At 68.7% G+C, this 13,292-nt stretch carries 10 protein-coding genes; 8 read left to right on the top strand and 2 right to left on the bottom strand.

What is annotated here, in order from left to right:
- The first annotated feature begins 256 nt into the window (after positions 1-256).
- Entirely contained in the window at positions 257-700 is a 444-nt protein-coding gene (locus ACT89H_RS05460; RefSeq protein ID WP_445107398.1) for a Fur family transcriptional regulator, read from the top strand.
- Positions 701-733: 33 nt separating this feature from the next.
- Positions 734-2,965, top strand: coding sequence for a catalase/peroxidase HPI (gene katG / locus ACT89H_RS05455; RefSeq protein WP_445107397.1), 2,232 nt, complete (start codon positions 734-736; stop codon positions 2,963-2,965).
- A 55-nt stretch (positions 2,966-3,020) separates the two neighbouring features.
- Here the strand turns inward: katG and phoU are convergent, their stop codons facing one another.
- Positions 3,021-3,752: a phosphate signaling complex protein PhoU gene (gene phoU, locus ACT89H_RS05450; RefSeq protein ID WP_445107396.1), complete on the bottom strand. Its 732-nt coding sequence runs from the start codon at positions 3,750-3,752 to the stop codon at positions 3,021-3,023.
- Between the two features lie 183 nt (positions 3,753-3,935).
- Positions 3,936-7,937 carry a trehalose-phosphatase gene (gene otsB / locus ACT89H_RS05445; RefSeq protein WP_445107395.1) on the bottom strand — a complete coding sequence of 1,334 codons (4,002 nt, stop codon included), beginning with the start codon at positions 7,935-7,937 and terminating at the stop codon, positions 3,936-3,938.
- Between the two features lie 141 nt (positions 7,938-8,078).
- Between otsB and ACT89H_RS05440 the strand changes: the two genes are divergently transcribed.
- The 6 genes from ACT89H_RS05440 (at position 8,079) to ACT89H_RS05415 (ending at position 13,270) form a co-directional block, all read left to right on the top strand.
- Positions 8,079-9,074, top strand: a complete 996-nt coding sequence (locus ACT89H_RS05440; RefSeq protein WP_445107394.1) for an Acg family FMN-binding oxidoreductase — start codon at positions 8,079-8,081, stop codon at positions 9,072-9,074.
- 88 nt (positions 9,075-9,162) lie between these two features.
- On the top strand, positions 9,163-9,429 hold the full coding sequence (locus tag ACT89H_RS05435; RefSeq protein ID WP_445107393.1) for a hypothetical protein: 267 nt from the start codon (positions 9,163-9,165) through the stop codon (positions 9,427-9,429).
- A gap of 130 nt (positions 9,430-9,559) precedes the next feature.
- Positions 9,560-10,570, top strand: a complete 1,011-nt coding sequence (locus ACT89H_RS05430; RefSeq protein WP_445107392.1) for an Acg family FMN-binding oxidoreductase — start codon at positions 9,560-9,562, stop codon at positions 10,568-10,570.
- 46 nt (positions 10,571-10,616) lie between these two features.
- Positions 10,617-11,525, top strand: a complete 909-nt coding sequence (locus ACT89H_RS05425) for a DUF302 domain-containing protein (protein ID WP_445107391.1) — start codon at positions 10,617-10,619, stop codon at positions 11,523-11,525.
- Positions 11,526-11,757: 232 nt separating this feature from the next.
- Positions 11,758-12,414 carry a DUF2267 domain-containing protein gene (locus tag ACT89H_RS05420; protein ID WP_445107390.1) on the top strand — a complete coding sequence of 219 codons (657 nt, stop codon included), beginning with the start codon at positions 11,758-11,760 and terminating at the stop codon, positions 12,412-12,414.
- A gap of 199 nt (positions 12,415-12,613) precedes the next feature.
- Positions 12,614-13,270, top strand: a complete 657-nt coding sequence (locus ACT89H_RS05415; RefSeq protein WP_445107389.1) for a response regulator — start codon at positions 12,614-12,616, stop codon at positions 13,268-13,270.
- Positions 13,271-13,292: the final 22 nt, after the last annotated feature.

The raw sequence follows: 13,292 nt of genomic DNA, 5'->3' as shown, positions 1-13,292 counted from the left end.
GTCCGTTCACGTGATCGCAACCTGCCGCCGCTGGTTCGGCGCCGGCTCGGCTGCGATGCCGACATCCGCCGGTGGTCCATCCGAACCGCCGGGGCCGATCCGACCCATCGCTCGCACCGTCGAATCACCGCGAACGCAGCCCCGCCTCGTCCCGGACTCGATACGCTCCCGGTAGCCCGCGCCGCCGCACAACGGATCGGCGCGACTTCGAAACAAACTCTTGACTCGTTCCAGAAAACGGACGAGACTTCCGTGCATGCCAACGGCCTCGGAGTTCCAGCAGATGCTGCGGGGAGTTTCGCTGCGTGTGACCCGTCCGCGGGTCGCGGTGCTCAGCGCGGTACACGACCACCCGCACGCCGACACGGAGTCGATCATTCGCGCTGTTCGATCCGCTCTGCCCGAGGTATCCCACCAAACGGTCTACGACTCCTTGAACGCACTCACCGCCACCGGCCTGGTGCGGCGTATCCAGCCGTCCGGATCCGTCGCCCGGTACGAATCCCGGGTCGGCGACAACCACCATCACGTCGTATGCCGCGCCTGCGGGGTGATCGCCGATGTCGACTGCGCCATCGGCGAAGCCCCCTGTTTGACCGCTTCCGATGACAGCGGGTTCTCGATCGACGAGGCCGAGGTCGTCTACTGGGGCCTGTGCCCCGACTGTGTCGAATCACAGGCTTCCCGATCACGTTCGTGATCGCCGCCACCACTCATTCAGGAAGGAATACCTGTGTCATCCGAAAGCCGCCCGCCGAGTTCTGACACCAATACGCACAGCACCAGCGAGAGCGAGAACCCGGCGATCGCGTCCCCCACCGCGAAGACCGACCATCGCCCCCGCAGCAACAAGGACTGGTGGCCCGAGCAGATCGATGTCTCGGTGCTGCACGCCCACACCTCCAAGTCCAACCCGCTCGGAGCGGACTTCGACTACCCCGAAGAGTTCAAGAAGCTCGACGTCGACGCCCTCAAAGCCGACGTCACGGCAGTCCTGACCAATTCCCAGGACTGGTGGCCCGCCGACTACGGCCACTACGGCGGCCTGTTCATCCGGTTGAGCTGGCACGCCGCGGGCACCTACCGCATCTCCGACGGCCGCGGTGGTGGCGGTCAGGGCGCTCAGCGTTTCGCGCCACTGAACAGCTGGCCGGACAACGCCAACCTGGACAAGGCGCGGCGGCTGCTGTGGCCGGTCAAGCAGAAGTACGGCAACAAGATCTCCTGGGCCGACCTGCTGGTGTTCGCGGGCAACGTGGCCCTCGAGTCGATGGGGTTCAAGACCTTCGGCTTCGGCTTCGGCCGTCCGGACATCTGGGAGCCGGAGGAGGTCTTCTGGGGTCCGGAGGACACCTGGCTCGGTGACGAGCGCTACAGCGGTGACCGCGAGCTGGCCAACCCGCTCGGCGCCGTCCAGATGGGCTTGATCTATGTCAACCCGGAGGGGCCCAACGGCCGGCCGGATCCGGTGGCCGCGGCGCGCGACATCCGTGAGACGTTCCGCCGCATGGCGATGAACGACGAGGAGACCGCCGCACTGATCGTCGGCGGCCACAGTTTCGGCAAGACCCACGGTGCAGGCGACGCCGGCCTGGTCGGCGCCGAACCGGAAGGCGCTCCCATCGAACAGCAGGGCCTGGGCTGGAAGAGCGCCTACGGCACCGGCAAGGGCAAGGACGCCATCACCAGCGGCCTGGAGGTCGTCTGGACGGCCACCCCGACCAAGTGGGGCAACGGCTTCCTGCAGAACCTGTACGGGTACGAGTGGGAACTGACCAAGAGCCCCGCCGGGGCCTGGCAGTGGAAGCCGAAGGACGGCGCGGGCGAGGGCGCCATCCCGGATCCCTTCGGTGGGCCCGCGCGTACGCCGTCCATGCTGACCACGGACCTGTCGCTGCGCGAGGACCCGATCTACCGCGAGATCACCCGTCGCTGGCTGGATCACCCCGAGGAGCTGGCCGAGGCGTTCGCCAAGGCGTGGTACAAGCTCCTGCACCGCGACATGGGGCCGATCAGCCGCTACCTCGGCCCGTGGGTTCCCGAGCCGCAGCTGTGGCAGGATCCTGTTCCCGCCGTCGACCACGAGCTGATCGACGAGCAGGACATCGCGGACCTGAAGAGCAAGGTGCTCGAGTCCGGGCTGTCGGTCACGCAGCTGGTCAAGACCGCGTGGGCGTCGGCCGCCAGCTACCGCAGCACCGACAAGCGCGGTGGCGCCAACGGTGCCCGGATCCGCCTCGAGCCGCAGAAGAACTGGGAAGTCAACGAGCCGGACGAGCTGGCGAAAGTGCTGCCGGTGCTCGAGCAGATCCAGCAGAACTTCAACGGTTCCGCCACCGGCGGCAAGAAGGTCTCGCTCGCCGACCTGATCATCCTGGCCGGGTCCGCGGCGATCGAGAAGGCTGCCAAGGACGCGGGCCACGACATCACGGTGCCGTTCACGCCCGGACGGACGGACGCCACCCAGGAGAACACCGATGTCGAGTCGTTCGCGGTGCTCGAACCGCGAGCCGACGGGTTCCGCAACTACGTGCGGACCGGCGAGAAGGCCCCGCTGGAGCGCCTGCTGCTCGACCGGGCGTACATGCTGGACGTGACGGCCCCGGAACTCACGGTGCTCATCGGCGGCCTGCGCGCTCTCGGCGCCAACTACGGCGGCACCGACCACGGTGTGTTCACCGACCGGCCGGGCGTGCTGACGAACGACTTCTTCGTCAACCTGCTCGACCAGAACACCGAGTGGAAGGCATCGGAGTCGGCGGAGAACGTCTACGAAGGCTTCGACCGCTCCTCCGGCGAGGCCAAGTGGACGGCGACGGCCAACGACCTCATCTTCGGGTCGCACTCCGTGCTGCGGGCGGTGGCCGAGGTCTACGCGCAGGACGATGCCAAGGGCAAGTTCGTCGACGACTTCGTCGCGGCGTGGGTCAAGGTGGCCGACAACGATCGGTTCGATCTCGCCTGATCGGTACACGATGACATCCAGGCCGGTCCTTTCCGGGCCGGCCTGGATCGTCTTGTCACCCGCCGTCCGCTGGACGGTCCAGGGTAGCGAATTCTGTTCCGGTCACCTGTGATCGACGGACCCGGATCGATGGCGCGGCCTCGTTGTCGGGGCGGCGCCCGGTGGTCATGTAAAGGGTGCGGCGACCGACCTGGACCGCGTGGTCGCCGAAGCGTTCGTAGTAGCGGCCCAGCAGGGTGACGTCCACCGCGGCGGCGGTGCCGTTGTCCCACCCTTCGGCGAGGATCGCCGCCAGCAGGTCACGGTGCAGATCGTCCATGGTGTCGTCGCGGGCATCGAGGTCGGCGGCGTCACCGGGGTCGGCGGTGGTCAGCACACCGATCGCGGCATCGGCGAGGTCGACGGCCGCCGCACCCATGTGGGTCATCAGATTTCGCACCGGTTCGGGTACCGCGTCGGCGGGATGCCTGCGTCGCGCCGCGTCGGCGATGTGCGCGGTCAGCGCGCTCATCCGGGTCAGGTCATCGACCAACTGCAGCGCCGTCACCACCTGCCGCAGTTCTCCCGCGACGGGAGCCTCGAGCGCGAGCAGGGTGACCGCGGCATGTTCGGCGTCCTCGCGCATCGCCACGGTTTCGGCGCAGTAGTCGATGGTGCGCTCGGCCAGCTCCAGATCCGCGCCGAGAAGAGCATCGGTGGCCATCGCGATGGCCTGCCGATTACGCACGCACATCGCTCGCAATTGGTCGGCGAGCTGCTCGAGGTGATCGTGGAAGCGGGTGCGCACCCTTCCATCATCGCGCGCATCCTGGCAGCGCGCTGCCCGTCGCGCCACGGATCGCGCGATGTGCCCCCGGCGCAGCTGCTCGTTCCACCTGTCCTGCAGGCGCCGATCGCCCATCCACCCGTCGGGTGCGCGGCGTGAGAAGCCTCCCCTGCCAGAGGAGTCGGCCATGCGTGCACGAGTCGTCTAGGGCGAGCTGGAACGCGCCTGTGCCTGGGCCGAGTTCATCGGCAGCCGGACCGTCGCTCCCGCCTCGAGCCGCGCGGTCTGATCCCGGCAGGTGACTTCGATCGGCGCCGAGGCGCCGGAATCCGAGCTGATCTCGACACCTTCGCCAGTGACACGCACGGTCAGCCGATGGCCGCGATAGATCATCGGGAACGACAGGGCGCCGAGCGCCTCGGGCCAGTACGGGCAGAACACCAGGCGGTCGCGGCGCAGTTCCATCCCGGTGAAGCACCGTTGCAGCAGGTCGACACTGCCTGCCATCGCAGCGAGGTGAATCCCCTCCGCGGTGGTGCCGCCCTGGATGTCGGCGACGTCGGAGCCGAGCACCAGATCGAAGAACTCCACGGCGCGATCCCGGTTGGCCCGCGCCAGCACCCACGAATGCACCAGCGCGCTCAGCGTCGAGCCGTGCGACGTGCGCGACAAGTAGTAGTCGATGGTCCGCGGAATCATCGCACCGGGCAGTTCGTATCCGAGATGACCGAGCAGTTCCCGAAGTTCGTCGGCCGACAGCAGATAGAACAGCATCAGGACGTCGGCTTGTTTGGCGGCCCGATAGCGGTTGACGTCGTCGCCCTCGGCCTCGAGCAGCCGGTCCAGCCGCTGGATGTTGCCGTATCGCCGACGGTAGCGGTCCCAATCGAGTTCGGCCAGTTGTTCGTATCCCTCGAACTGACTGATGACTCCATCGTGGAACGGGACGTACATCCGCCGGGCCACAACGGGCCAGTGTTCCGCTTCCGCCGCTCGTACCGACAGTTTCTCCAGCAACTCCGACCGTTCGCGCGGGGCCAGAAGGGCGAGCGCCTCGGTCGCCCGCAGGATCACCCAGGCCGCCATCACATTGCTGTAGGCGTTGTTGTCGATACCGGCCTCCGGCGCGTCCGGATAGCCGGAATGGAACTCGTCGGGGCCGATCACACCACGGATGGTGTAACGGTCGCGCGCGGCGTCGTAGCCAGCCAGGCTCGACCAGAAACGAGCGATCTCCACCAGCAGCTCCGCGCCGCATTCGACGAGAAACTCCAGGTCGCCGGTGGCCTGGTAGTACTGCCAGACGTTATAGCCGATCGCGAGCCCGATGTGGTGGGCGCGGCGACTGGGATCCGGATTCCATCGGCCGGACAGCGGATTCAGGTGCAATCGCTGGCTTTCTTCCCGGCCGTCGCTGCCGGACTGCCACGGGAACATCGCACCGGCCAGTCCCGCGTCCGCGGCGGCCCGCCTGGCCTCGGGCAGGCGGCGATGGCGGTACCGGAGCAGAGTGCGGGTCAGGTCGGGAAAGCGCGGATTCAGCACGGGAAAGACGAACAACTCGTCCCAGAACACGTGACCGCGATAGGCCTCACCGTGCAGGCCGCGGGCGGGCACACCCACATCCATGGTCGTGGTGTTCGGGGACAACGTCTGAGCCAGATGTAACAGGTGCAGGCGCACGATTCGCGTCGCGTCCCGCGCACTGTCGAGGTCGATGCGCAGCCGTGCCCACAGATGCTCCCACGCCACGGCGTGTCCCTCGAACAGATCCGCGTAGCTGTCGAAGGCGTCGATCCAGCGCGCGGCTTCCTCGTCGGGTCCCGCGGCGGCCGGATCATGTCCGGTGAACACGGCGACGATCTTCTCCACGGTCACCGCGTCCCCGGTGGTGACCGAAACGGTGAAATCGTGCCCGATGAGGCCGTCTTCGCTGATCGCTGCGCAGCCGGGGTCGATCGGCTCTACTCCGCGACGCAGACTGCTGCGCGTCGCGACGGCCACCGGTGTTCCCGAGACGCGGGTTCGCGCCGCCAGCAGCACCGCTCTCGCGGACAGGTGGACGGCGCGCTCGGTCACCAGGTGAGCGTCGGACAGGTCCCGATAGCGCTGCACCAACTGATTGCGCACCGATCCGTCGATCGCCGAGCGGATGGTCACCTCACCCGACCAGTTCTCGGCGGTGATCGTCGCCGCCATGGCGCCCGAGTGCGGACGGTGCATGGCGACGAACCGCCGTTGCGTCACCGCGGTGATCCGCCCCGACGCATCGCGAAAGCGGAATCGCCGCACGAGTTCGGCACGGCGCAGATCGAGCTGCTGCCGGTAGTCCAGCAGGTCCGCTGTATCGATGTCGAACCAGTCGCCGCGTTCGATCCGGAAGGTGAGCGGGAGCCAATTGGGCAAATTGACCAGGCTTTCGTTGTCGACCACATGCCCGGCGACCGTGTCGGAGAGCCGGTTGTACACCCCACCCACATAAGTGCCCGGGTAGTGCACCGCTCCCGCCGCGCATTCCGGTGCCGCGCCGCGGGTCGCGAAATAGCCGTTGCCGACCGTGCACAGCGACTCCCGCAGCTTCTCCCGGCCCGGGTCGTATCCATCGAAGCCGAGTGTCCACGACTCCGGCGCGGCCGCGACGGTTTCGGTTCGCAGTTGGTGGGCCAGCCGATCGAGGAAGTCGCGAACCCGGTGCGGCCCGTCGACGGCATACCGGGCCGCGGTGTGCCTGTCACCCGTCTCATCGTGGCGCACGACGACGGCGAGCCCGTCGGATTCGACGGCGTCGAAGGCGTCTTCGTCGGTGAGGTCGTCACCGAGATAGATCGGGAACACCGGGCCGGTCAGATGATCGAGAATCCACCGCACCGCGGCGCCCTTGTCCCAGTCGACATCCGGACGCAGTTCGGCGACGCGTCGGCCGTGGGTGACCCGCAACCCTCCGGTGTGCCCGGCCTCGTGCACCGCGGCCACCACGCGCCCGACCTCTTCCGCGTGGACGTTGCGGTAGTGGACGGCGACCGCGAACCGCTTGTGCTCCACCAGGACTCCGGTGACATCCCGCAGTCGACGCCGGAGTTCGCCGGCCGCCGCGGTGAGCGCCCGCTCGGCGCCGGGCACGGCATCGTGCACGTGACGGGTACCGTCGGGGGCCACAAGGTCGAAGCCGTGACTGCCCGCGTACCAGATTCCGGGGACGCCGACGCGGGCACGCAGATCGGTGAGATCACGGCCGCTGACCACCGCGACCGGGCATTGCGCGGCCAGCTTCCGCAGCACCGCCGCCACGCCGGCCACCGGTTCGGCGGCGGACGGATCGGCGACGATCTCGGCTACGGTGCCGTCGAAGTCGAGCAGCACCGCGGCCTTCTCGGTGCGCAGACGATCAGCGATATGCGGCCGGGCCTCCCGGATGTCCGGAATCTCCGACATCCGCCGGAAGCCGCCGCGCAACCACACCCGGGCGAGGTCGTCGACGACCACATCCGCTCCGCGCGCCGACAACCGATCCGGCTTCGCCTGCCGATCGACCCCGACGACCAGCGCGAAACCCCCACTGCGCCCGGCCGCGACGCCTGCCTCGGCATCCTCCACGACAACAGTCCGGTCCGGTTCGGCCCCGAGTCGGCGCGCGGTCTCGACAAGCATCGCCGGATCTGGTTTTCCCGGCAGGCGCAATTCCTCGGCATCGTTCCCGTCCACCCGTACCGTGAACAGCTCCGCGACGCCCGCGGCCGTGAGCACCTGCGCGCTGTGCCGACTGGCCGAGAAGACACCGGTGCCGATGCCTGCGGCGTTCAGGCGGCGAACGAGGTCGGCGGTCGACGGGAACGCCCGGACACCGTCTCGCGCGACACGCTCGCGGAACAGGCGATCCTTCCGGTTTCCGAGCCCGCAGACGGTTTCGGCCGTCTCCGGGTCGCCGGCAGTGCCCCAGGGCAACGTGATACCTCGCGCGGCGAGGAAGTCAGCCACACCTCGATAGCGGGGTTTGCCGTCGACGAAGCGGAGGTAGTCGGTTTCGGTGAACGGCGACCGGTCTTGTCCGGCGCCGGCGGGTCGCCGAGTGAGGAAATCGTCGAACAATTCCGCCCACGCCGCGGCGTGCATCGACGCGCTATCGGTCACCACCCCGTCCATATCGAAGATCACCGCGTCGTGGCGGCGCGAATCGATCCGAGGCCCCGCCTGCACACCGTTACCCACGACTCCAAGCCTGACCGAGCCGCCGGTATCCCGTCCAGGGACGAAAGTCCGCAACAAACGCCTGACGTGGGGGCCACCAGCGACGAGATCCGTGACCAACGACTGTTTTCCCATCGGCGCGGGAGACCTAGCGTCGGCCATATGAACGAGCTACCCACCGGAGAAACCATCGAGAAGGCCGTCCTCCTCGCCGGCCGGGCACCGTCGCTGCACAACAGTCAGCCCTGGCACTGGACCTTCGACGGCCAAGCCCTGCGGCTGTTCGCCGTGCCCGAACGCCGACTCCCGGCGACCGACACCACCGGGCGTCAGATGCTGATCAGCTGTGGTGTCGCGCTGGGACACCTCCGCGCGGCCATGTCCGCTGCCGGTTGGCGCACCCTCGTCGCCCACTTCCCCAACCCGAATCGTCGTAATCATCTGGCCACCATTACTTTTCATCGGGCGCATTTCGTGACCGACGGCGACCGCGCCCGCGCCGACGCCATCCTGCGCAGGCACACCGACCGGCTGCCGTTCGCGGCGCCGCCCGGATGGCCCGATTTCGAAACCGTGTTGCGCAGCACGTTCGATCCCACCGACGCCACGCTGAACGTGCTGCACGACGACAGCCGTCCCACGTTGGCCCGCGCATCCGAGATGACGGCGTCTCTGCGCCGCTACGACCCGGATTACCACGCCGAACTGCAATGGTGGACCGGGCATGTCGTCGCCGATGCGGGGGTCCCGAAGGAGTCGTTGATCTCCGAGCAGGAACGGCAGCGGGTGAGCGTGGGCCGCAAGTTCCCCACCGTCGCCGGTGACCGGCGCGGTGAGGTCGCCGAGGACCATTCGGTGATCCTCGTCCTCTCCACCGACAGCGACAGCCCCGACGACGTGGTGCACTGCGGTGAGGTGCTGTCCACGGTGCTGCTGGAGTGCACCTTGGCGGGGTACGCGACCTGTCCTCTGACCCATCTGACCGAAGTTCCGCAGAGCCGTGCGCTGGTCCGCACGCTGACCGACGGTTTCGGCGTGCCGCAGGTGCTGGTGCGCGTCGGCTCGGTGCCCGATTCGGCGCAAGAGGGTCCGCAGACGCCGCGACGCCCGCTCTCGGAGATCCTCGACATGTCCGGTCCGGAGGACGAGCTGGACTGAGGCCACACCCGGATCGGGACGTTCGCCCCCCGCGCCACGGGCAGCAGTACCCTCCCGTCGCACCCGCCGCTCGAACAAGCTGAGTTCCATGTCATCCCGACGAATACCTGGAGGCCCCACCGGCGGAGCGCAGGACCAGGACGCCGTGCCGCTGGCGGTTCCCGCGGTGGTGATCGCTTCGACCATGCTGGTCGGGATGCTGGTGGCGCTCGCGCTGGTACTGCCCGATTGGGCCCGCGACTACGGCGCGGACCTGGTGTACCTCGCGGCGTTGATCTACGCGGGTCTCGCGCTCCGGCTGTTGTGGTGGGGCGTGACGCTTCTGCGTGCCCGGGTGACGGACACCGAAGAGTAGGACGCCATGCGGAAGATCCCGGGGCCCGCGCGTCGGACCGGCACGACCAGCAGGCGACGGTGACCAAGGACCCTGCGTCGCGGGCGGAACGCCCGTATTCGCCCGCGACGATCCCGCGAACACTCGAATCATGACCGCGAACGACGAAGCACCCACCCTCTCGGCACCCGACCATCGGGTGATCCTCGCCGCGCTGCGGCTGGCCACCCGGGCGCCTTCGGTGCACAACACTCAGCCGTGGCGGTGGGTGTTCGACGGAACCCGCCTGCACCTCTACACCGACGCCGATCGGCTGCTGCCCTCGACCGACCCCCACGGCCGCCAGCTGGTGATCAGCTGCGGAGCCGTACTGCATCACGCGCGCACCGCCTTCGCCGACCGAGGCTGGCACACCGACACGATGCGCGTGCCGGACCGGCAGCGCCCCGACCATCTCGCGGTGATCGAATTCCGGCCGTGGACGGACCCGCCGGAGGGCATCCACACCCGAGCACGCGTCATCGACCGGCGCCGCACCGACCGGCTGCCGATGACCGAACCGCAGGGCTTCGCCGGCCTCCTGCCCCGGCTGCGGATGCTCACCTCCCCGCACGAGGTGGAACTCGACGTCTTGGACGACACTGTCCGTCCCCGGCTCGCCGCCGCCTCGGAACAGGTCGGCGCTCTCCGTCGGCAAGACTTGCTGTACCAGACCGAATTGGAATGGTGGACAGGACATTCGGAGGCACTCGAGGGCGTGCCGACCTCCGCGCTGGCCTCCGGCGCGGAGTCCGCCCGGGTCGGCGTCGGGCGCGCCTTCCCCCCGGCTCCGCATTCGACGCGACGGGCTCGGCTCGACGATCACGCGCGGCTGGTGGTGCTCAGCACCGAAGAGGATTCGGTGACGCGGTGGCTACACGCCGGCGAAGCTTTGTCGGCCGTGCTGCTGGAATGCACCGCCGCGGGCCTGGCGACCTGCGCGCTCACCCATGTCACCGAACTGCCGACGACCCGTGGATTGCTCGCCGGCCTGGTTCCGCGTCCGGCGGTACCCCAAGTGCTGCTCCGGGTCGGCATCGCACCCACCGACGACGCCGATGCGGTCCCGCCGACTCCCCGCCGACCGGTAACGGACGTCTTCACCGTCACCGGCTCCCGCTGAAACCCGCGGCCATCGACACCCGAAGGGCGTGGCCCGCGCCCATGGCATGAAACGAATCGAGGAGGACGCGGTGGAGTACCGGATCGCCCTGATCGAGTCGGCTCCGGAAACGGTGCTGCGGATGGCACGCCTGCTTCGTCCGGATCCGGGTCTGCTCGGCGAGGACATCGCCGAGGGAATGCGGGAAGTGACCCGCATCGTGCAGCGGGCCGGTTTGGTCGCCAACGGCGCGCCGACGATCACGTTCCCCGCCGACACACCCGAAGGCGAAGCGACCGCGGTGGAATTCGGCGTCGCGGTGGAGCCGGCCCCCAACCTCGGGCCCAGTTCCGGCGCGCAGGTAGTCGTCCAGCCCGGCACACTCGTCGCTCGTACCTGCCACCGTGGCAGCTACCGCGACCTCGGCGCGGCGTACCGGGCGCTGCGGGAATGGCTGCGCGACACGGGCTACCGGCCGATCGGTCCGCCCACCGAGGCCTACCTCATCGGCCCCGACGAGGTCACCGACGCTCGGCGGCTGCTCACCGAGATCCGGTTGCCGGTCGCCCCCGCAGCCACCGTCGCGGTGCACCTCGACGCGCCCTTCGACGAGACGGTGCGCAGGACCAAGGATGCCTTGCGGGGTGCGGAACTGGCGGTGATCGCCGAAGTCGACCTGCAGGCCACGCTGCGCGAGAACATCGGCGAACAGATCGAGAACTACCTGATGTTGGGTGTCTGCGACCCCCGGCTGATCTACCGGGCCCTGTCGGCCGACCGCCACGCCGGGGCGATGTTCTCGTGCGGTGTCGTGGTGCGCTCCACCGACACGGGCACACAGGTCGAGGTCACCGACCCGGAACTGCTGGTCGGCGTCACCGCTGAGCCGGCGCTGCGGTCCGTCGCCGGCGAGCTGCGGCGCCGGCTGGCCGGCGCATTGGCGAGTCTGCGCGACTCGGCACCCGCGCGAACGTGATCGGATCGCGTCCACCGTGATCCGGCATTCGGGGTGACCATGGTCCCGTCAGTGCGGGTACGAGTCCTCTCACCGGCCCCGGCCACGGCGAGCAGTCTCGTCGATATGGAGCCGGAAGACGCCACCGGGCGGCCCTCCGCAGGGCGATCCGCGCGCGGACCGCCGGCCTCGCTCGGTACCCGGTTCCCCTAGGCACGATCAACCACGATCCACCCCGTGAAAGGCACACGTCATGAGCTACCACCGCGACCCCCTCGCACCGGCGGTGCACACCGCGCACGAGTGGCTGCGCACTCTGACCGATGAACTCGCCACCGAAGACCGGGCATTCGCGCACCGCGCGCTGCGCGCCTGGCTGCACACCGTGCGTGACCGCATCGGCGTGAACGCGGCCGCGCATCTGAGCGCCCAGCTGCCCGAACTCCTGCGCGGGATCTTCTACGAGGGCTGGGTGCCCGCACACGTTCCGTTACCGCACGACGTGCCCTCCTTCCTCGATCAGTTCGCGCGGGAAGCGGGCGTCTCCCGGGACGAGGCCTACGCCCTCGCCGGTGCGGTGACCGACGCGCTGACCGACTTGTTCTCGCCCGGCCAGCTCGATCACGTGTTCGCGCTGCTGCCGGAAGATCTGCGAGCCGTCCTGCGTGGCGCCGACCTCTCGGGCACCCTGCAGGAGGCCGCGACCCCGGTGACGCGACCCGAATTGACTCGTCTCGACGAATTGGACAGCAGGCTACGGGCACTCACCGACGCTGTGACGGTGCTCGCCCGCAGCATGGAAGAACTTTCCGGTGGCGCACCGCCCGACAGCGCGCAGGTTTCGGCCGCGCAGCAAGCCCACCGGATCATGATCGCCGAAGGACTCACCCGCTCGGAGGCATCGACCTGATCGCTGCCGGGCTCCGGTCGAACTGCGCCCGGTTCCCGCCCGCCGTCGGGCGGACATTTTCTCCGGCGCGGCGCGCCGAGAGTGGCACACCTGCGCGGCGAATACCGTGGCCACGTAGGAAGGGACTTTGGTCCGTACCGAGCGGCCTTGCCGATGCGTAGTGTCGGTCCCGACCCGCCACTCCCGGATTGGACACTCGATGATCACGGTGTTTCTGGTGGACGACCATGAGATCGTCCGCCGCGGCCTCGCCGACCTGCTCTCCGACGACCCGGAGCTCACGGTGATCGGCGAAGCGGGCGACGTCGCCCAAGCCCTCGCCCGCATCCCCGCACTCCGGCCGGACGTCGCCGTCCTCGACGTGCGCCTGCCCGACGGCAACGGCATCGAGCTCTGCCGCGAACTGCTGTCCAAACTCGACGACCTGCGTTGCCTGATCCTCACCTCGTTCACCGACGAACAGGCGATGCTGGACGCGATCCTCGCCGGAGCCAGCGGCTACGTCGTCAAGGACATCAAGGGCATGGAGCTGGCCAAGGCGATCAAGGAAGTCGGCGCGGGGCGCTCACTGCTCGACAACCGCGCCGCCGCCGCCTTGATGCAACGACTACGCGCCAACACCCACCACGACGGTCCCCTGGCCGGACTCACCGATCAGGAACGCAGACTGCTCGACCTCCTCGGCGAAGGCCTGACCAACCGCCAGATCGCTCAGCGCATGTTTCTCGCCGAGAAGACGGTGAAGAACTACGTATCCCGGCTGCTGGCCAAGCTCGGCCTGGAACGACGCACCCAGGCCGCGGTCTACGCCTCCAAACTCCGGTCCCGGCCGTCCGGCTCCACCATCGACTTCTGACCGGTGGCGCGCACATTTCCGC

The sequence above is a fragment of the Nocardia aegles genome, assembly GCF_052545135.1.
Note: the sequence above shows the minus strand (reverse complement) of the source record. Positions and strands in the feature narration are given on the sequence as shown.

Coding starts and splice junctions, on each gene's coding strand:
- ACT89H_RS05415 (WP_445107389.1), top strand. CDS start 12,614: ATGATCACGGTGTTTCTGGTGGACGACCATGAGATCGTCCGCCGCGGC.
- ACT89H_RS05420 (WP_445107390.1), top strand. CDS start 11,758: ATGAGCTACCACCGCGACCCCCTCGCACCGGCGGTGCACACCGCGCAC.
- ACT89H_RS05460 (WP_445107398.1), top strand. CDS start 257: ATGCCAACGGCCTCGGAGTTCCAGCAGATGCTGCGGGGAGTTTCGCTG.
- ACT89H_RS05440 (WP_445107394.1), top strand. CDS start 8,079: ATGAACGAGCTACCCACCGGAGAAACCATCGAGAAGGCCGTCCTCCTC.
- ACT89H_RS05425 (WP_445107391.1), top strand. CDS start 10,617: ATGAAACGAATCGAGGAGGACGCGGTGGAGTACCGGATCGCCCTGATC.
- ACT89H_RS05430 (WP_445107392.1), top strand. CDS start 9,560: ATGACCGCGAACGACGAAGCACCCACCCTCTCGGCACCCGACCATCGG.
- ACT89H_RS05435 (WP_445107393.1), top strand. CDS start 9,163: ATGTCATCCCGACGAATACCTGGAGGCCCCACCGGCGGAGCGCAGGAC.